The organism is Streptomyces sp. NPDC047042, assembly GCF_040644035.1.
Lineage (GTDB): Bacteria > Actinomycetota > Actinomycetes > Streptomycetales > Streptomycetaceae > Streptomyces.
The window spans coordinates 195,783-213,961 of the sequence record NZ_JBEYVP010000020.1 but is presented as its reverse complement, the minus strand read 5'-3'; the positions used below and the strand labels follow the sequence as shown (position 1 = coordinate 213,961).

19 protein-coding genes are annotated in these 18,179 nt (G+C 70.8%); 16 read left to right on the top strand and 3 right to left on the bottom strand.

Going from position 1 to position 18,179, the window contains the following annotated elements; all coding sequences use genetic code 11:
- Positions 1–264 precede the first annotated feature (264 nt).
- The 3 genes from lipA to ABZ855_RS24460 all read left to right on the top strand — a co-directional run bounded on the left by lipA (position 265) and on the right by ABZ855_RS24460 (position 2,459).
- Positions 265–1,230, top strand: coding sequence for a lipoyl synthase (gene lipA, locus ABZ855_RS24470; protein ID WP_164407770.1), 966 nt, complete (start codon positions 265–267; stop codon positions 1,228–1,230).
- A 261-nt stretch (positions 1,231–1,491) separates the two neighbouring features.
- Positions 1,492–1,692 (top strand): hypothetical protein, encoded by a 201-nt coding sequence (locus ABZ855_RS24465; RefSeq protein WP_360810116.1) that lies wholly within the window; start codon positions 1,492–1,494, stop codon positions 1,690–1,692.
- Between the two features lie 68 nt (positions 1,693–1,760).
- Positions 1,761–2,459: a DUF4191 domain-containing protein gene (locus ABZ855_RS24460; protein ID WP_105975996.1), complete on the top strand. Its 699-nt coding sequence runs from the start codon at positions 1,761–1,763 to the stop codon at positions 2,457–2,459.
- A 103-nt stretch (positions 2,460–2,562) separates the two neighbouring features.
- Here ABZ855_RS24460 and ABZ855_RS24455 read toward each other — a convergent pair whose 3' ends face one another.
- On the bottom strand, positions 2,563–3,030 hold the full coding sequence (locus ABZ855_RS24455; RefSeq protein ID WP_360810114.1) for an RDD family protein: 468 nt from the start codon (positions 3,028–3,030) through the stop codon (positions 2,563–2,565).
- Between the two features lie 197 nt (positions 3,031–3,227).
- Here ABZ855_RS24455 and glnA point away from each other — a divergent pair, with 197 nt between their 5' ends.
- The 7 genes from glnA (at position 3,228) to ABZ855_RS24420 (ending at position 11,544) form a co-directional block, all read left to right on the top strand.
- A complete protein-coding gene (gene glnA / locus ABZ855_RS24450) occupies positions 3,228–4,637 on the top strand; it encodes a type I glutamate--ammonia ligase (RefSeq protein WP_360810112.1) in 1,410 nt (469 codons plus the stop codon).
- Between the two features lie 198 nt (positions 4,638–4,835).
- Entirely contained in the window at positions 4,836–5,102 is a 267-nt protein-coding gene (locus ABZ855_RS24445; RefSeq protein WP_360810110.1) for a hypothetical protein, read from the top strand.
- Positions 5,103–5,288: 186 nt separating this feature from the next.
- Positions 5,289–6,149, top strand: coding sequence for a class II glutamine amidotransferase (locus ABZ855_RS24440; protein WP_360810108.1), 861 nt, complete (start codon positions 5,289–5,291; stop codon positions 6,147–6,149).
- 88 nt (positions 6,150–6,237) lie between these two features.
- Positions 6,238–8,889 (top strand): LuxR C-terminal-related transcriptional regulator, encoded by a 2,652-nt coding sequence (locus ABZ855_RS24435; RefSeq protein ID WP_360810128.1) that lies wholly within the window; start codon positions 6,238–6,240, stop codon positions 8,887–8,889.
- A 120-nt stretch (positions 8,890–9,009) separates the two neighbouring features.
- Positions 9,010–10,620, top strand: coding sequence for an MFS transporter (locus ABZ855_RS24430; protein WP_360810106.1), 1,611 nt, complete (start codon positions 9,010–9,012; stop codon positions 10,618–10,620).
- A gap of 35 nt (positions 10,621–10,655) precedes the next feature.
- A complete protein-coding gene (locus ABZ855_RS24425; RefSeq protein WP_360810104.1) occupies positions 10,656–11,219 on the top strand; it encodes a hypothetical protein in 564 nt (187 codons plus the stop codon).
- 127 nt (positions 11,220–11,346) lie between these two features.
- Complete coding sequence (locus ABZ855_RS24420; RefSeq protein WP_360810102.1) at positions 11,347–11,544, top strand: hypothetical protein; 198 nt, start codon at positions 11,347–11,349, stop codon at positions 11,542–11,544.
- A 9-nt stretch (positions 11,545–11,553) separates the two neighbouring features.
- Here ABZ855_RS24420 and ABZ855_RS24415 read toward each other — a convergent pair whose 3' ends face one another.
- On the bottom strand, positions 11,554–12,207 hold the full coding sequence (locus tag ABZ855_RS24415) for a potassium channel family protein (protein WP_360810100.1): 654 nt from the start codon (positions 12,205–12,207) through the stop codon (positions 11,554–11,556).
- A 115-nt stretch (positions 12,208–12,322) separates the two neighbouring features.
- Between ABZ855_RS24415 and ABZ855_RS24410 the strand changes: the two genes are divergently transcribed.
- The 6 genes from ABZ855_RS24410 to ABZ855_RS24385 all read left to right on the top strand — a co-directional run bounded on the left by ABZ855_RS24410 (position 12,323) and on the right by ABZ855_RS24385 (position 17,865).
- Entirely contained in the window at positions 12,323–12,997 is a 675-nt protein-coding gene (locus ABZ855_RS24410; protein ID WP_360810098.1) for a DUF308 domain-containing protein, read from the top strand.
- 141 nt (positions 12,998–13,138) lie between these two features.
- Positions 13,139–14,506 (top strand): hypothetical protein, encoded by a 1,368-nt coding sequence (locus ABZ855_RS24405; protein ID WP_360810096.1) that lies wholly within the window; start codon positions 13,139–13,141, stop codon positions 14,504–14,506.
- Between the two features lie 114 nt (positions 14,507–14,620).
- Positions 14,621–15,421, top strand: a complete 801-nt coding sequence (locus ABZ855_RS24400) for a ribonuclease BN (RefSeq protein ID WP_360810094.1) — start codon at positions 14,621–14,623, stop codon at positions 15,419–15,421.
- 78 nt (positions 15,422–15,499) lie between these two features.
- Positions 15,500–15,964, top strand: coding sequence for an SHOCT domain-containing protein (locus tag ABZ855_RS24395; RefSeq protein ID WP_360810092.1), 465 nt, complete (start codon positions 15,500–15,502; stop codon positions 15,962–15,964).
- A 30-nt stretch (positions 15,965–15,994) separates the two neighbouring features.
- On the top strand, positions 15,995–16,444 hold the full coding sequence (locus ABZ855_RS24390) for a hypothetical protein (RefSeq protein ID WP_360810090.1): 450 nt from the start codon (positions 15,995–15,997) through the stop codon (positions 16,442–16,444).
- A gap of 56 nt (positions 16,445–16,500) precedes the next feature.
- Positions 16,501–17,865 carry a diacylglycerol kinase family protein gene (locus tag ABZ855_RS24385; protein ID WP_360810088.1) on the top strand — a complete coding sequence of 455 codons (1,365 nt, stop codon included), beginning with the start codon at positions 16,501–16,503 and terminating at the stop codon, positions 17,863–17,865.
- A gap of 101 nt (positions 17,866–17,966) precedes the next feature.
- Here ABZ855_RS24385 and ABZ855_RS24380 read toward each other — a convergent pair whose 3' ends face one another.
- Positions 17,967–18,158 carry a DUF6381 family protein gene (locus tag ABZ855_RS24380; RefSeq protein ID WP_360810086.1) on the bottom strand — a complete coding sequence of 64 codons (192 nt, stop codon included), beginning with the start codon at positions 18,156–18,158 and terminating at the stop codon, positions 17,967–17,969.
- Between the last annotated feature and the right edge of the window lie 21 nt (positions 18,159–18,179).

Sequence of the window (18,179 nt, the reverse complement as noted above, 5' to 3'; positions counted from 1 at the left end):
GCCGCCCCCAGACCCCCGCTTCGGCCTGAACGGCCTCGTCCTCAAACGCCGGACGGGCTGACTATCCAGCCCCTCCGGCGTTTGAGGAGCGGGGGGTCGGGGGCAGCGCCCCCGAGACGGATGGGACGGGTAGGGGCGGCGGGGGCGAGGAAAACCGGGCCCGGGAATGGACCCTCCGTCTCAAAGGTTGCCCGTCTCGCAGGGCGTACAGCGCACGGGCGTACCCTGGTGTACGCCGAAGAATCGAAGCTACAGGGAGCCATCGTGTCCGCAGTCGCACCCGACGGACGCAAGATGTTGCGCCTGGAGGTCCGGAACGCCCAGACCCCCATCGAGCGCAAGCCCGAGTGGATCAAGACCCGGGCGAAAATGGGTCCCGAGTACACGAAGATGCAGAACCTCGTGAAGAGCGAGGGCCTGCACACGGTCTGCCAGGAAGCCGGCTGTCCCAACATCTACGAGTGCTGGGAGGACCGCGAGGCCACGTTCCTCATCGGCGGCGACCAGTGCACCCGCCGCTGCGACTTCTGCCAGATCGACACCGGCAAGCCCGAGGCACTCGACCGCGACGAGCCCCGCCGCGTCGGCGAGTCCGTGGTCACGATGGACCTCAACTACGCCACCATCACCGGCGTCGCCCGCGACGACCTGGAGGACGGCGGCGCCTGGCTGTACGCCGAGACCGTGCGCCAGATCCACCAGCAGACCGAGGGACGTGAGGAAGGCCGCACCAAGGTCGAGCTGCTCGCACCCGACTTCAACGCCGTACCGGAGCTGCTGGCCGAGGTGTTCTCCTCCCGGCCCGAGGTCTTCGCGCACAACGTCGAGACGGTCCCCCGTATCTTCAAGCGCATCCGCCCCGGCTTCCGCTACGACCGCTCGCTCAAGGTCATCACCGACGCCCGCGACTACGGTCTGGTCACGAAGTCCAACCTGATCCTCGGTATGGGCGAGACCCGCGAGGAGGTCAGCGAGGCGCTGCGCCAGCTGCACGAGGCGGGGTGCGAGCTGATCACCATCACGCAGTACCTGCGTCCCACCGTCCGGCACCACCCCGTGGAGCGCTGGGTGAAGCCGCACGAGTTCGTCGAGCTGAAGGAGGAGGCCGAGCAGATCGGCTTCTCCGGTGTCATGTCCGGCCCGCTGGTCCGCTCGTCGTACCGCGCCGGCCGTCTCTACCAGATGGCCATCGAGAAGCGGGGCTCGTACATCGCCTCGCAGGCGGTGTGAGCAGGGCCTCCACCCCGGGCGCGGCAGACGTGTGAATTCGCGCACAAGAGACTACCCGCCAGTAACGGCCGAATCCGTGCGGTCCCGACCGTCCTCGCAGTTGAGGGCATACGTCGGGGCCGCACCGGCGTTTTCGCCTTGCGTATCAAGGCTTCATCCGTGTTTGACCGGCAGGTCACGCCCTGGTAACACCAATCAGTGAGCCTGTCTTCACACGATGTGCACCCTTACCCAGAGCCGTCCCGAGGGGGGACCCCCGTCATGCAGACCGCACCCGTCCGCGCCACACCGATCCCGTCGTTCACCGACGCGCTGCGCGCAGTCGAGTCGCTGCTGCTCAACAGCGGCCAGCGCACCGCCCGCCAGAACGCCTGGACCTCCGTCCTGGAGGACCGCCGTCGCGCCAAGGACCGCAATGAGGCGCAGCGCGTCCTCGACCAGGCCCTGGCCACCCGTTCCTGACCGCCGCTCCCCGGCACCCGACGACACCGCCGTCGTGGGCGCTTGCCGGGCCACGTAGACTTCACGGCATGGCGAGGAAGGAAACCGCGGCGGACGCCGCGAACCCCGGGCGACTCAAGCAGATCGCCCTGACGTACAAGATGACCCGCAAGGCCGACAAAAAGATCGGTCTTGTACTCGCGGCTGTCGGAATCTTCACCTTCGGTGTCTTCCTCGCGATCGGCTTTCTGATCGGGCACCCGATCTATCTCGGCATTCTCGGCCTCCTGCTCGCCTTCCTCGCGACGGCGATCGTGTTCGGGCGCCGGGCCGAGCGGGCCGCCTTCGGGCAGATGGAGGGCCAGCCGGGTGCCGCGGCGGCCGTACTGGACAACATCGGCCGGGGCTGGACGACCACTCCGGCGGTGGCGATGAACCGCAGCCAGGACGTGGTGCACCGCGCGGTCGGCAAGGCCGGCATCGTGCTGGTCGCCGAGGGCAACCCCAACCGGGTGAAGAGCCTGCTGGCCGCCGAGAAGAAGAAGATGGCCCGCATCGTCGCGGACGTACCGGTGCACGACCTGCTGGTCGGCACGGGTGAGGGCCAGATCGAGCTGAAGAAGCTCCGCACGACCATGCTGAAGCTGCCGCGCGTTCTCGCCGGCCCCCAGGTGACCGCGACCAACGACCGGCTGCGGGCCATGGGTGACCTGATGAGCAACATGCCGCTGCCGAAGGGCCCGATGCCCAAGGGGATGCGCATGCCGCGCGGCGGCAAGATGCGCTGACGCGAGAAGCGGTCGCGTATGACGACGCGAGGTACGACGATGGGGCGCCCGGATCACTCCGGGCGCCCCATCGTCGTACCTCGCGTCGTCTCTCGTACCTGCGTCAGATCCGTACTTCCACAGTGCGGGCGAGCCGGTCGTGCAGGCCGCGGCCGTCGCGGTCCCAGATGAGGGCCGGGACTGCGAGGAAGAACAGCAGCGTTCTGAGCGCGGCGCGCGGCGGACTGACGCGGCCCGTGTCCAGGGCGACCACCCGCAGGCCGAACAGCCGCTTGCCCGGAGTGAAACCGAGCGTGCCCAGCGTGAGCAGGAGCAACGCGAACAGGATGAGCGGTGCCCACACCTGCGCGGCCTTGTTGTAGCTGTCGGTGATGAGGCCGTATGCGATCAGGAGGCACAGGCCCCAGTCGACGGCCAGGGCGCCGAGCCGGCGGCCGGGGCGGGCGATGGAGCCCGGGCCCGCCTCGGGCAGACCGAGCTGTTGGCCCCGGTATCCGAAGTCGACACCGGCTTCCTCCGCGGCGGCGCGGGGGCCGGAGAGCCACGATCCGATTGCGTCCCTGTTGTCCACCCGACCACCGTACTGCGCGCGATTTCCGCTACCCACAGGTGGGTCGCCCGGCCCGGGTCCGGTTAACTTGGTCGAAACAAATGGGTCATGCCTGAGAAATCACCTGTCCCTAAAGTCGGATCCAACGTGTGCCACCGCACTGGCCGCACGAACGAACTACCACCCCGGCACGGACGGCCGGGAGTAGGAGGAGCTGGATGTTCCAGAACGCCGACGAGGCCAAGAAGTACATCGCGGACGAGGACGTCAAGTTCATCGACGTCCGCTTCTGCGACCTGCCGGGTGTGATGCAGCACTTCACGCTGCCGGCGTCGGCCTTCGACCCGGACGAGGAACTGGCCTTCGACGGCTCCTCGATCCGCGGCTTCCAGGCCATCCACGAGTCCGACATGGCGCTGCGCGCCGACCTGTCCACGGCGCGGGTCGACCCGTTCCGCCGTGACAAGACGGTCAACATCAACTTCTTCATCCACGACCCGATCACGGGCGAGCAGTACTCCCGTGACCCGCGCAACGTGGCCAAGAAGGCCGAGGCGTACCTCGCGTCGACCGGTATCGCGGACACCGCGTACTTCGGTCCCGAGGCCGAGTTCTACGTCTTCGACAGCGTGCGCTTCGCCACCTCGTCGAACGAGAGCTTCTACCACATCGACTCCGAGGCCGGCGCCTGGAACACCGGTGCGGTCGAGAACAACCGTGGTTACAAGGTCCGCTACAAGGGCGGTTACTTCCCGACGCCGCCGGTCGACCACTTCGCCGACCTGCGCGCCGAGATCTCCCTGGAGCTGGCCAACTCCGGTCTGCAGGTCGAGCGCCAGCACCACGAGGTGGGCACGGCCGGCCAGGCCGAGATCAACTACAAGTTCAACACGCTGCTCGCCGCGGCCGACGACCTCCAGCTCTTCAAGTACATCGTGAAGAACGTGGCCTGGCGCAACGGCAAGACCGCGACCTTCATGCCGAAGCCGATCTTCGGTGACAACGGCTCGGGCATGCACGTCCACCAGTCGCTGTGGACGGGCGGCCAGCCGCTCTTCTACGACGAGGCCGGCTACGCGGGCCTGTCGGACACCGCCCGCTACTACATCGGCGGCATCCTCAAGCACGCCCCGTCGCTGCTCGCGTTCACCAACCCGACGGTGAACTCGTACCACCGCCTGGTCCCGGGCTTCGAGGCGCCGATCAACCTGGTGTACTCGCAGCGCAACCGCTCCGCGGCCATGCGTATCCCGATCACGGGCTCCAACCCGAAGGCCAAGCGCGTCGAGTTCCGCGCGCCCGACTCCTCCGGCAACCCGTACCTGGCGTTCTCCGCCCTGCTGCTGGCGGGCCTGGACGGCATCAAGAACAAGATCGAGCCGGCCGAGCCGATCGACAAGGACCTCTACGAGCTGGCTCCCGAGGAGCACGCGAGCGTGGCGCAGGTCCCGACCTCGCTCCCGGCCGTCCTCGACTCCCTCGAGCGCGACCACGAGTTCCTCCTCCAGGGCGACGTGTTCACGCCGGACCTGATCGAGACGTGGATCGACTTCAAGCGCACGAACGAGATCGCGCCGCTGCAGCTGCGTCCGCACCCGCACGAGTTCGAGCTGTACTTCGACGTGTGAGTCGGCCGGCGCCCGCAGGCGCCCGGTATCGGTGTACGTCAGCGCCCTCGCCCCGGTTCGCCGGTGCGGGGGCGCCGTCGTGTCCGGGGTCGGGGGCGGAGGCCGGCCGGGGCGGTGTCAGTGGGGCGCACTATGGTGAACGGACCTCGCACAGGCATGGGATCGCACAGGACACGAAGGGCGACGGGGATGACGGGGATGTCGGGGAAGTCCGAACACGACGACAGCGAGCGGGAGTTCGACTACCGGTGGGCGCGCGACGCTCCGCACAAGGAGCCGTCCGCCCGGGCCAGAATGCTCGCGGCCCGCTGGAAGGAGAACCCGCCGGAGCCGGTGCCGTTCCGGGGTGAGCCCGAGGGTTCCGGGCCGCGCAGATCGTCGTGGATATCGACGGCGGTGGTCCTCGGCTGTGTCGCCGGGATCATCCTGCTGCTGGGGTACGCCCAGTTCCGGGCGCCGTACTAGCAGCGACGCCGGCGCCGCCCCCGACGCCCGTGAGCCGGGTGCCGGGGGCGCGGCAGTCGGCGGAGACGGGGCCGTCGGCGTGCCCGAGGGGATCCTGGAAGCGATACTGGTGACTACGCGCACGAGGACGCTCCGCTCCGGTGCTGCCGCATCGGGTGGGCCGTCCCAGGAGCGAAGGGACCCACGATGTGCCGTTGGATCGCCTACTCGGGTACCCCCATCCTTCTCAGCCAGGTGCTGTTCAAGCCCGCGCACTCCTTGATCGACCAGAGCCTGCACTCCCGTATGGGCGTGGAGACGACCAACGGCGACGGCTTCGGTCTCGGCTGGTACAACGAGTACGCCGAGGACACAGCCGCCACCCCGGCTGTCCTGCGGGACGTGGGCCCGGCGTGGAACAACCGCAATCTGCGGGAGGTCGCCCACCACGTCCGCTCGGGTCTCTTCTTCGCCCACATCAGGGCGGCGACCGGGACCGCCGTGCAGCAGTCCAACTGTCATCCCTTCCGCCACGGCCGGTGGATGTGGATGCACAACGGGATGATCAGCGGGTTCCACGTCCTGCGGCGTGACCTCGCGCTGGCCGTCGATCCGGCCCTGTATCCCGACATCGAGGGTTCCACCGACTCCGAGCTCATGTTCTATCTCGCCCTCACCTTCGGCCTGACGGAGGATCCTCCCGGTGCCGTGGCGCGGATGGCGGGCCTGATCGAGCGGAAAGGGCACGAGCACGGCATCAGGAACCCCCTTCAGATGACCGTCGCGGTGGCCGACGGCGAACGGATGTGGGCCTTCCGCTACTCCAGCGAGGGCCGCTCACGGTCGTTGTTCTTCAGCACCAGGGTGGACACCCTGCGCGCGCTGCACCCCGATGCCGAGTTCCTCCGCGAGGTCTCCGACGAAACCCGCCTCGTCGTGTCCGAGCCGCTGGGTGACCTTCCCGGCGCCTGGAACGCGGTGCCCGAGGGCAGTTACGGCGTCATCCAGCCGGGCCACGACCTGATCGGCGCCTTCCAGCCCGACCTCCAGGGCGCCGCGGCCCACTGACCGGCGCTGTCCATCGCGGGCACTGACGGACTGCGAGGTGAGAGCGGTGCCGGAGACCCATGCGAACGCTCGGGGACCGACCCTTTCCATCGTTTCGACCGTTCCGGCCGTTCCGTGCGCCGACCCTCTGGGAGACCCGTTTCTGCGCACCCGGTTCGCCCTGCCCGCGAGGCCCGCCACGTTCCTGCGGCGGCAGCGGCTCGTCGATCACCTCGACCAGGCTCTCGTGACCCCGCTGACACTGCTCAACGGACCCGCCGGGGCCGGCAAGACCCTGCTGGCCGCCGACTGGGCCGCCGGGCTGCGGTCGCCGGTCGCCTGGCTCACCGTCGAAGCGGGTGACTGCCGTCCGGGGGTGTTCTGGGCGTACGTCCTCGAGACCCTGAGTGCCTGCGGTGCACCGGTGTCCGACGCGGTCGGGGCTCCCGCGGACGCTTCCGGGGTGGACCACAGGCTGCTGGCGGCGCTCGCCGCCGAACTGAACGACCGGGACCGGCCCGTGGTCCTCGTACTGGACGAGTTCGAGCGCGTGACCACGCCGGAGATCTCGGAGCAGCTGGCGTTCGTCCTGCACCACGCCGGGCAGGGCCTGCGCCTCGTCCTCGTCACCCGCACCGACCCGCTGCTCCCCCTGCACCGCTACCGGGCGGCCGGTGATCTGACGGAGATCCGCGCCGCCGAACTGGCCTTCACCCCCGAGGAGGCCGTCGCACTGCTGGAGCTGCACGGTCTGCGCCTGCCGGTCCACGCCGCCGAGGACCTGGTGGACCGCACCCGGGGCTGGGCCGCCGGCCTGCGCCTGTCCGCCCTGGCCGCTCGGGAGAGCGACGACCCCGAGCTCTATCTGAAGGAGTTCGAGGCGGACCGCAGTACGGTCGCCGACTATCTGCTGGCCGAGGTCCTGAAGGTCCAGACGCGGGAGACACAGGACCTCCTGCTGCGCGTGAGCGTCCTGGAGCGTTTCTGTCCCGATCTGGCCGACGCGCTGACCCTCCGGGCCGATGCCGAGTCCATTCTGGCCCGGCTGCACCATGAGAACGCGTTCGTCGAACCTCTCGGCCACTCGTGGTACCAGCTCCATCCGCTGTTCGGCGAGATACTCCGCGCTCATCTGCGGGTACGCCTGCCGGGCGTGGAGCCGGAACTCCACCGGCGGGCCGCACAGTGGCTGCGCCGGTCCGGATATCTGCCGGAGACACTCGCCCACAGCGCCGCCGTGGGCGACTGGGACTTCGCCGCCGGTTCCCTCATAGACGACCTCGCGATCGGCCAGCTCTTCACCGGCCTGCGCTCGGACGTCCTGGACCGGTTGTTCGCGCAGATGGGGCCCGAAGCCCGGAGCCCCGCCACCGACCTCGTGCGCGCCGCCCGCGAGCTGTCCCGGTGCAACCTCGAACACGGCCAGGCACACCTGCGCCACGCCGAGGAACGGCTGGCGGACCACACCCCCGGCCTGGCGGCCGCCCAGCTGAGCTGCGCGCTGCTCGAAGCACTGGCCGCACGGCTGACCGGGTGTCCCCCACGCGTCGAGAAGGCCGCCGAGGCGGCCGGTGAACTGCGGCAGGCAGTCCCGGCGCAGCTGCTGGACAAACATCCCGAACTCACCGCTCTCCTGCTGACCCATCTGGGCTCGGCACGCCTGTGGGCCGGGCACTTCGAGGAGGCACGCGCTGTCCTGACCACGGTGGCCGGTACTCCGGGCGGCGCCTCCACCCTGCTGCCCCGGGAGGAGTCGATGGGGCACCTGGCACTGCTCGACTATCTGAACGGCTGGCTCGGCCGGGCCGAGCGCAGGGCACTGGCGGCGGTGTCGGAGGCGGAGCGGGGCGGCCAGGACCAGCAGCCCCGCTCCGGCATCGGACGACTGGTCCTGGCCGCCGTGGCTGTCGACCGCCATGAGCTGGGCCGGGCCCAGGCCCTCCTCGACGAGACGACCCGGCTCCCGTCGGGCACGCGTGATCCGGTCCTGGCGGCGGGGCTCACCCTTGCCACCACGCACCTCCTGCTGGCCAGGGGCAGGACAGGAGCCGCCGCCACGGCGGCGGACCCGGCCTTCTCCGCCGCGGTGGCCTCGCCCTGGGCGGCAAGCCGTGAGCTGCTCGTCTCCTCCGCCGCCCACCTGGCCGAAGGGCGGCCCGACGAAGCCGTAGAGGTGCTTGAGGGAGTCGCCGTCGACCAGCCGATGTGCGCGGTGGAGGCCGCGGCGATCCAGCTCGCCACAGGGCATCGCGGGGCGGCCATCGACCTGCTCGACAGCATCCGCACCGAGGGACGGACCGGCCCTGGGGTGACCGTGCGGGCAGCGCTGGTCAGGGCGCAGAGCGCGGAGAGGGCGGGAGACACCGCCGTCGCCCGCAGGCTCGTGGCACAGGCGCTCCTCGACGCCCGGCGTGAGCGGCTGCGGCGTCCGTTCCTCGATGCCGGAGCGTGGATCCGGCCCCTGCTGGCCACGGCTCCGCTGCAGGGGCTGGCAGCGGGCTGGCTCACGCCCGGCCCGCCGCGCCACGACGACTCCCGGCCGGATTCCCCGCCGCCCCCGCTCGTCGCCGCGGAGCTGAGCGGACGCGAGCAGGACGTGCTGGAGCGACTGGCCCGGATGATGTCGACCGAGGAGATCGCCGCCGACCTCTACGTCTCGGTGAACACGGTGAAGACCCACCTCAAGAGCGTCTACCGGAAGCTGGCGGTGAGCCGGCGGGGCGAAGCGGTGCGGCGCGCACGGGAACTCCGGCTGCTCTGAACGCGCGTCGGTGCCGGTGGTTCCCCCGTGGTTGTTCCCCCGTGGCGGGTGAGGCACCGGGCGCGTACTTCGGATGCGATGGGAGGCGCGGCGGACGACCGACCTTGCGAGGTGGACGCGGTGAAGCACTGGCGGGCTCTGATCGTCCTGGGCGCGGCCCAGTTCCTGATGGTCCTGGACACCTCGGTCATGAACGTCTCCATCAGCCAGCTGGTCGAGGACTTCGACACCGAGGTCACCGCCATCCAGGCCGTCATCACGCTGTACGCGCTGGTGATGGCCGCTTTTATGATCATCGGCGGTAGATTCGGGGACATCCTGGGGCGTCGCCGTATGTTCTTCACGGGGATGGTCGTGTACGGCGTGGGCTCGGCCCTGACCGCCGCGGCACCCACCCTGTGGGTCCTCACGCTGGGCTGGTCCGTCATCGAGGGGCTCGGAGCCGCCATGGTGCTGCCGGCCATGGCCGCCCTCGTCGCGGAGTCGTACCGCGGGAAGGACCGGGCTGTCGCCTACGCGATCATCGGCGGGCTGGCCGGCGCGGGGATCGCGGTCGGCCCCCTGTTGGGCGGCTGGGTGACCACGTACCTGACCTGGCGGCTTGTCTTCGCCGGCGAGGTCGTGGTCGTCGTGGTCGTCCTGCTGTGCCACCGGGTCATCGCCACGCCCGCTCCGACCGGCCCGCGGCCCCGGCTGGACTGGGTCGGCGCGGTCCTGTCCGCGGCCGGGCTGGGGCTGGGCGTGCTCGGGGTCCTGCAGAGCAGCACCTGGGGGTGGGTGCAGCCCCGCAATCCTCCTTTCACCGTCTTCGGCTTCGCCCCGACGCTGTTCGTCGTGGGCGCGGGGGTGGCTGTCCTGGCGCTCTTCAGCCGGTGGGAGCGACGGCGGGACGAAGAGGGCGCCGACCCCCTCTTCCACCTGTCCCTGCTGGGCAGGCCCGTGCTGCGGTCCGGCCTGCTGACGCTGCTGAGCCAGAACCTCATCCTGCTGGGGCTGTTCTTCACCATCCCGCTGTACTTGCAGGTGGTTCAGGGGTTCGACGCCTTCGAGACGGGCCTGCGCCTGCTCCCGGTGTCCGCCACCATGCTCATCACCTCCCTGTCCGCGTCCTCGCTGGGGCGGACGATGGGACCGCGCCGGGTGGTACGGCTGGCCCTGCTCACCCTGGCAGCGGCCATCGTGTGGCTGCTGGCGACCATCGACCCGGTCATCGACGACGCCCAGTTCGCCGGAGCGATGGCCCTGCTCGGCGTGGGTGTCGGCCTGCTCGCCTCGCAACTGGGCAACGTCGTCCAGTCCAGTGTCGGCGAAGAGGAACGCAGTGAGGCCGGCGGGCTTCAGTTCACGGCACAGAATCTGGGCTCGGCGCTGGGCACCGCTCTCATCGGATCGATCCTCATCGGTGCGCTGGCCCACGCCTTCACCACGCAGGTGGCGGACAACCCGAGTCTGTCGGAGGAGGCGCGGCAGCAGGTCGGTGTCGCTCTCGAGGCCGGGATCGCGTTCGTCCCCACCGATCAGGTGCGCTCGGCGGCCGAGCGCGCCGGGTTGCCGCAGTCCGAGGTCGACGCCGTCGCGGACTCCTACTCCTCCGCCCAACTGGACGGTCTGAAGGCGGCGATCCTGGCCACCGGCGGTATCGCTCTCGCCAGTTTCCTGGTCACACCGCATCTCCCGACCGCCCGGGAGACCCGTCCGCGCCGCTCGGAGCCGACGCTCCAGCCGAGGTGACCGCATCGACTCACCCAGTCCGGAGGGAGTCGCCGGTGTCCAGAACCCCCGCCCCGTCCACAACAACCACCACGACCGGCCCGGCCACGGCCCGTAGAGCGCGCCGGGCCGAGCACAGGGCCGAGCACCGAGCCAGAGCGGACTACACGGGCGGCGTCTACGGATCCATGCTCGCGGCCTCCGTACTGATCGGCGCCGGTTCCCTGGGCTCGTTCCCCCGCGCCGAGCTCGTGCTGCTTCTGCTGCTCACCGGGGTGGTGTTCTGGATCGCCCACGTGCACGCCCATGTGTTCGGGGCGCGCCTCGCGGAACGGGCGCCGGACCGCCGGGGCGTGCTGCGTGTGTGCCGCGAAGAGTGGCCGATCGCCAAGGCCGCCGTCCCGCCGGCCGTCGCGGTGGCGGTCAGCCCCGTCCTGGGCCTGGATGTGGGCGGTGCGCTCTGGCTGGCCCTCTCGGTCGCCGTGGCCGGTCAGGTGGGCTGGTCGGTGGCCGCGGCCCGCCGCGCAGGTGCCTCTCGGCGGCTGCTGGCCGTCACCGCGACGGTCAACCTCGTGCTCGGCCTGCTGATCATCTCCGTCAAGATCTTCCTGACGCACTGATCGGCGGTGGCCCGCCGTCCGGCGACGGGTCACCTCTCCCGGGTGAGGTCCGAAACGCCGGGAAGGCCGGACGATCGCAGGTAAGGCGCCGTCCGCCTGTCCCGGCAAGCCCGTAGGAGGACAGCTCGTGCGCTACGAGATCCGCGTCGAGGGACACCTGTCGGAAACGATGGCCCGAGCCTTTCCGGAGCTGGGCCACGTAGTGATGTCCGGCCAGACCGTCCTGTTCGGCCGGGTTGTGGACGAGGCGCATCTGTACGGGCTGCTGGCACGCTGCCAGTCACTGGGACTGTGTGTACTGGAGATGCGCCAACTGCCGGAGTGACGGGGACGGTCATCGTCCGGAGTCCTGGTCCGGTGTCCCGGCGTCGCTGTCGGAACCCGGCTGCGCCGGCCCGCGGCCCTGCCTGCGCAGCCCGGCCTGGACCGCGCTCGCCAGCACCCGCGCGGCGACGCCCACGAGCAGCAGGCCTCCCACCATCTGACCCATCGTCAGCATGCGCCCCGCCTGGGAGCGTGCCGCGATGTCCCCGTAGCCGACGGTACTGAACGTCGTCAGCGTGAAGTACAGGGCGTCCGTCCTGGTCAGCGGCTCGCTGAAGGAGCCCGGGGTGGTGCGGTCCACCATGTAGTAGGCGCCGGCGAAGAGAACCAGAAACAGCGCCAGCGTGGCGGCCAGGGCCTCGACGGCCTTGAGACGCGGGTGGGGTGAGCGCGCGATGGCCCACACCTCGAACCCGAACACCAGGAGTACCCCCACCAGGCCGCACACGAGCAGCGCCGACGAGGTCACCGTGCCGTGTTCGTCCAAGGGCAGCAGGTAGTAGGCGGTGACGAGGCCGGCGGCGATGAGTGCGGCGCGGATCAGGGCGACGACCGCCGCCCGCCGACGGGCGCGCAGAGACCGCCGACGGGCATCGAGGGACCGTCGGCGGCCGTCCGGTCCGGGCGGGGTGCGGCCCGGCCGGGGAGTGCTCGGATCGCTCATCTCTTCACCTCATCTCCGCGCCGGCGCCGAGGGATCACCCGTGGTGGGTGACCCGGGCGCCCGGTGACTGGCGTGACCCTGGAGCGACCACTCGTCGATCACGCGAGGAGGAGCCATGACCATGCCGCGTGGACCGGCATCCCACACCGGACAGGAACACGAATACGACCGGGCGGGCCCCGCCCCCGGCGCCGGCCCCATGGGTGACTCCGCGGACGTTCTCGCGCGGCTCGGCCGTTCATGGATCTGGCTCCTGGGACCCGCCCTCGCGACGCTGGTGCTGGGCATCCTGGTATTGGTCTGGCCGGAGGAGACCCTGCACGTCCTGGCGGTCCTCATCGGCCTGTACCTGCTGGTGACCGGGGCGTTCCGGTTCGTGGCCGTCTTCGGCCGGGAGGAGCACGGTGAACGGCTCCCGGGACTGCTGCTGGCCGTGCTGTACGTACTGGCCGGGGTGCTGTGCCTGCGCAACCCGCTGCAGACCATCGACGCGCTCTCGCTGATCGTCGGCGTCGTCTGGCTGGTCTCCGGCGTCCTCACCCTGTACTCGGCGCTCGCCACCAGGGACCTGCCGCACCGCGGCGTCGTCGTGGGCGTCGCGGTGCTCGGCATCGTCGCGGGGATCGTGGTGCTCGCTCTGCCGACGGAGTCCGCCCGTGCCCTGACCCGGCTGGTGGGCCTGTGGCTCGTCCTGCTCGGTCTGGCCGAGACGGCGGTCGCCCTCGCCTTGCGGGCCGCGCTCCGAAAGACACCCGCCACGGGGTCGCACCCGCCCGCCGGGACGGCCTGACACCCCGCCCGCCGCTCAGGCGGGCACGACGCGGCGGGCACACCCGGACCTCCGGACCTCCCTCCACCTCCGTCATCCCGAGCGGTGATCGTCAGGGGCGATCGTCGCGCCGGGGCGGCGCACCCACGGACAGGAGCACCCATGAACCCGGCCTCCACCCCCGATTCGCCCGATTCGCCGGACCCCGGCAGAGACCCGAACGCCACGCACGTCATCACCGCCGAGGAACGGGCGGAGTACGAGCGGATGCGCCGGCACGCGTCGGTACGCCACCGGCGACTGCGTCGGGTCGTCTCGTCGGTTCTCCTGCTGCTGGCCCTGCTGCTCGCGCCCGTGGCCGTCGTCGCGGCCTGGGTCCAGGACACGGTCTCGGACACCGGCAGATATGTGAAGACCGTCGGGCCGCTGGCGTCGGACCCGGCCGTGCAGGAGGTCGTGATCAACCGGCTCACGGACCGCGTGGTGCAGAACGTGGACGTCAAGGCGATAACGGACGCGCTCGCCGAGACGCTCAAGGACGCCGGGGCCAAACCCCGCGTCGTGGCGGGCGCCGAGGCCCTGGAGGGTCCGCTGCGGAACGCGGTCAAGTCGGTCGTGGACCGCACTGTCACCCGTGTGGTCACCAGCGATGCCTTCCAACAGGTGTGGGAGGGCGCCAACCGGCGCGCTCACGGCGCGGTGGTCGGCATGCTCACCGGTGACGGCAAGGGTGCCGTGAGCGCCAAGGACGGTGCCGTCGAACTGAACCTGGGAGATGTCGTCGACCAGGTGCGGGAGCAGCTCGTCGACGCGGGTTTCGACAAGGCGTCCGCCATCCCGGACACCGACAAGACGGTCACGCTGTTCCGGACCGAGAAGCTGAACCAGGCGCAGGACGCGATGCGGTTGCTGGACATTCTCGGCACCTGGCTGCCCGTCCTGACCGTCGTGCTCGCCGCTCTCGCGGTGTGGACCGCTCCGGCACGCCGGGTGATGCTGATGATCACCGCGGCGGGGGTCGGCGTGATGATGGTGGTGCTGCTCGTCGCGCTGGCCGTGCTCCGACGGGTCTACTTGGACTCGGTCCCGTCCACGGCGCTGCCCACCGACGCGGCCGCGGCGATCTACGACACGTTCGTCCGGTTCCTTCGTGACAGCACGCGCACCCTGCTGATCGTCGCGGTGATCATCGCTGTGATCGCGTACCTGTACGGTCCCGGCCGTCCCGCTCGCGCCGTCCGCGCCCTGGCCGACCGGGGAACGACGGCCACCGGCCAGGCGCTGTATCGCTCCGGGGTTCCCACCGGCTCCACCGGACGCTGGCTCGCGAGCCACCGGTCCTGGACCACCGCCGGTGTCCTCGCGGCCGGAGCGCTGACGCTGCTGCTCTGGAACCACCCCACGGTCGGAGCGGTGGCGCTCGTTCTCTGCGTCGCCGTGGCCGTTCTGCTCGGCCTGGCGATCGTCGCGGCCGCCGCCGGACCGGCCGACCGGGCGGCCGAACGGGCGGCGAGCCGGACCGGCCCGTGAGCCATGGCCGGGAAAACCGGCCCCGGGCGCGCGTCACCGAGCCGCACGACGTCACTCAGGCGCGCGACCTCACTCAGGCGCACGCGGTCCCTGAGGAGCGCGGCCTCGCGGGCCGTGGCGGGCCTGCGGTCGGGGACCACGGTCCGGCTGCTGTCCCGTCTGTCGGCGCTGAACCTGGTGGAGGGCGCCGTACGGCTGGCCGCGCAGGCGTTCCTCACCGCGCTCCCGCTGCTGATGACCTTCGCCGCGTTCGCCCCCGGCTGGATGCAGGACCTGCTGGCCGACTCCGTCCGCGCCGTTCTGGGAATGCGCGGCGACACCCTCGACGAGATGCGTGAGGTCTTCTCCGCGACCGGTACGACACGGGACACGGTGGGAGCGGTGGGCCTGGTGGTGACGCTCGTGTCGGCCACGGCGTTCAGCCGCGCGCTCCAGGCGGTGTGCGAGCGGTGCTGGCGGCTGCCGCGCGCACCGGTGCGGGCCGCGGTCTGGCGCTGGCTGCTGTGGCCGGTCGTCTGGCTGGCCTTCCTGCTGTTCCAGGCACCGCTGCGGAACGGGTTCGGCGCGGGCGCGGTGACCGGGCTGGTGCTCTCCCTGCTCTCGGCGACGCTGCTGTGGTGGTGGTCCCAGCATCTGCTGCTGGGCGGGCGGATCGGCTGGCTGAGTCTGCTCCCGGGAGCGCTGCTGGCCGGCACCGGTACGGTCCTGCTGAGCTGGGCCGCCCGCGTGCTGATGCCCGCGGCCATGGAGCACAGCCTGGACGAGTTCGGCCCGCTCGGCCCGGTCTTCACGTTTCTGTCCTGGCTGATCGCCGTCTTCCTGACGGCCGTCTCGGGCCTGGCCCTCGGCGAGTACGTCGCCTCCACCGCCTGGTACCGGACGGCCGCGGCGCGCGCACTCACCCGCGCCGGGTGAGGCCGCCGGGAGACGGCCGTGGGCAGGCTGGTGCGGCACAGAACTGCTGCCGGGCCCACGCCCGGGACGGAGGCCGAGATGACCGCGCAAACCTACCTGGCGTACGACTATCCGCTGTTGGGCGCCTTCTGGACCATGCTCGTGTTCTTCCTGTGGATCATGTGGTTCGTCCTGCTGTTCCGGATCATCGGCGACATCTTCCGGGACGACCAGCTGAGCGGCTGGGCGAAGGCCGGCTGGCTGGTGTTCTGCATCCTGCTGCCCTTCCTCGGCGTGTTCGTCTATGTGATCGCCCGCGGCAAGAGCATGGGCCGCCGGGAGATCAAGCAGGCGCGTGCGCAGCAGGACGAGTTCAAGGCGTACATCAGGGAAACCGCGTCCGGCGGTCAGCCGAGCAGTGTCGACGAGCTCGCCAGGCTTTCCGAGATCCGCGACCGCGGCGACATCACGAACGAGGAGTTCCGCAGGGCCAAGGAACTGGTCCTGACCGGCCACGGTTCGGCGCAGCAGACGGGCTCCGCCACCGGCACCTCCCATCGCTGAGCATCCGCACCACACGAATCGAGGCGCAAGATGACCGCGACACACACCCGGCCGGAATACACGGCGAAGCAGGAATGGGCCACCGGTCTGACGGCCTTCGCGGCCGTGATGCTCTCCCTCGTCGGCCTGCTCGACATCTTCCGGGGCATCATGGCCATCGCCGATGACGACATCTTCGTCACGACACGCAACTACGCCTTCGCGTTCGACCTGACCAGCTGGGGCTGGATCCACCTCGTTCTGGGCGTGATCGCCCTGGTCGTCAGCTTCGGGCTGCTCACGACAGCGATGTGGGCGCGCGTCGTCGGCGTGGGCATCGCCGGACTCGTCATCGTCGCCAACTTCCTCTCCCTGCCGTACTACCCGGTGTGGTCGGTCGTGATGATCGCGCTCTCGGGCTTCATCATCTGGGCCCTGTGCGTGGTCCCGCGCACCAACCTCTTCGACCTCTCGGAGGAGGGCACACCCCGCCGCGACTGAGGCGGCCCGGGCAGGAAACCGACGGCGCCCGGGCCCATGAGGAGAAGGGCCGGCAGATGGGACGAGACGGCGGGCACACGGACAACCCGGGGCAGGCAGGCGCCTCGACCGTGCGCGAGGACAGTCCCGGCCGGGCTCGCCTGGCCGTGCTGGCCCTTCTGGGAAGCATGCTGGTGCCGCTCGTCGCCGCCGGTCTGCGGAGCGTGCTGTGGGTGCTGGTCGGTGTCGCCGGGCTGGCGGTCGCCGCCGTCGGCGTGTGGTGGACCCTGGCGCACACCGGTGCTCTGCGCGCCCTCGGGGTGGCTGTTTCGCTGCTCGCACCCGTGGCTGTCCTCGTGCTGTACGCGATGTCCGGCATTCTGTGGGCGGCCTGTGTGTCCCTGGCGCTGTGGGCGCTGGCCGTCGCGACGGCACGCGGCGCTCTGTCCCCCGGGCATGTCGCCGTCGAACAGGTGGTCGCCGAGGCGCCCTGGCATCCCTGGGTCCTCATGAACCCGCGCTCCGGTGGCGGCAAGGTGGACCGGTTCGGCCTGGTGGGGAAGGCGCGGGCGGCCGGCTGCCGGGTGGTGCTGCTCGAACCGGGCCAGGATGTCTCCGCGTTGGCCCGGCAGGCCGTCGCTGAGGGGGCCGATCTGCTGGCGGTGGCGGGCGGCGACGGCACCCAGGCGCTGGTGGCCGAGGTCGCCGCGGCCCACGACCTGCCTTTCGTGGTGATTCCCGCCGGTACCCGCAACCACTTCGCCCTCGATCTCGGCCTCGACCGCGAGGATCCGGCGAAGGCCCTGGAAGCCCTCACCGGCGGCGTGGAACTCCGCGTCGACCTCGGGTTCGCCGCGGACCGGGTCTTCGTCAACAACGCCTCGTTCGGCACGTACGCGTCCGTCGTCACCGACCCCGCGTACCGCGATGCCAAGGCCCGCACGACGCTGCGCACCCTCCCCGGCTTCCTCACCGGCAAGGACGCGCCCCGGATGTGGATGCGGGCCGACCGGACGCACGTCGAGGGACTTCAGGCGCTGCTCGTCAGCAACAATCCCTACGGGCGTGCCGTCGACGCCGCCCGTCCGGGGCGCAGGGAGCGGCTGGACTCGGGCCTCCTGGGCGTGGTGTGCGTGCGGGTCGGCAGCACCGCTCAGGCGGCGCGTCTGGTACGCGGTCCGCGTTCGGGGGGATTCGTCCGGCTGAGTGCCGGGGAGGTCGTCGTCGAAGCGGACACGGACACCCTCCCGGTCGGCATCGACGGGGAACACGTCGTGGTGCCGGCACCCGTGGTGTGCCGCATCGCGCCCGGGGCACTCCGGGTCCGTGTGCCACGACATCGCCCCCACGCCCGACGGGTTGGTGGCGGGGCGGCCGACTGGCCGCGCGTGGCACGGCTGGCGCTGGGCCGGAGCCCGGCGGACGACGCGGCACATGGCTGACTGACATCGCTGACTGTGGGTCGCGGACATGAGTGACCGGCCGGTGGCCTCGCGCGCACGGAAGTTCGCGCGGCAGCCACCGGCCGGTGCGGGTGGGGCGGTCAGATCATGGAGTCGCTGTCCCGGCCTCCGGTGCCGCCCTGCTGCTCGCTCTGCTCCATGAGCCGCCGGGCCTTCTCCTTCAGCCGAGAACGCTCGGCCGGGTCGGTGGCACGCTCCGCGGCCTGTTCCATCTCCTGAGCCTTCTGCCGCATCTGCTGGGCTCGGCCGCGGGACTCACCTGCAACGCTCATGATCACTCCTTGGGTGATGTG

What these genes read in the sequence shown, in the direction of transcription:
- ABZ855_RS24465 (WP_360810116.1), top strand. Translation starts at nt 1,492, where the DNA reads ATGCAGACCGCACCCGTCCGCGCCACACCGATCCCGTCGTTCACCGAC.
- ABZ855_RS24380 (WP_360810086.1), bottom strand. Translation starts at nt 18,158, where the DNA reads ATGAGCGTTGCAGGTGAGTCCCGCGGCCGAGCCCAGCAGATGCGGCAG.
- ABZ855_RS24460 (WP_105975996.1), top strand. Translation starts at nt 1,761, where the DNA reads ATGGCGAGGAAGGAAACCGCGGCGGACGCCGCGAACCCCGGGCGACTC.
- ABZ855_RS24390 (WP_360810090.1), top strand. Translation starts at nt 15,995, where the DNA reads ATGACCGCGACACACACCCGGCCGGAATACACGGCGAAGCAGGAATGG.
- ABZ855_RS24405 (WP_360810096.1), top strand. Translation starts at nt 13,139, where the DNA reads ATGAACCCGGCCTCCACCCCCGATTCGCCCGATTCGCCGGACCCCGGC.
- ABZ855_RS24415 (WP_360810100.1), bottom strand. Translation starts at nt 12,207, where the DNA reads ATGAGCGATCCGAGCACTCCCCGGCCGGGCCGCACCCCGCCCGGACCG.
- ABZ855_RS24440 (WP_360810108.1), top strand. Translation starts at nt 5,289, where the DNA reads ATGTGCCGTTGGATCGCCTACTCGGGTACCCCCATCCTTCTCAGCCAG.
- ABZ855_RS24445 (WP_360810110.1), top strand. Translation starts at nt 4,836, where the DNA reads ATGTCGGGGAAGTCCGAACACGACGACAGCGAGCGGGAGTTCGACTAC.
- ABZ855_RS24385 (WP_360810088.1), top strand. Translation starts at nt 16,501, where the DNA reads ATGGGACGAGACGGCGGGCACACGGACAACCCGGGGCAGGCAGGCGCC.
- ABZ855_RS24410 (WP_360810098.1), top strand. Translation starts at nt 12,323, where the DNA reads ATGACCATGCCGCGTGGACCGGCATCCCACACCGGACAGGAACACGAA.
- glnA (WP_360810112.1), top strand. Translation starts at nt 3,228, where the DNA reads ATGTTCCAGAACGCCGACGAGGCCAAGAAGTACATCGCGGACGAGGAC.
- ABZ855_RS24395 (WP_360810092.1), top strand. Translation starts at nt 15,500, where the DNA reads ATGACCGCGCAAACCTACCTGGCGTACGACTATCCGCTGTTGGGCGCC.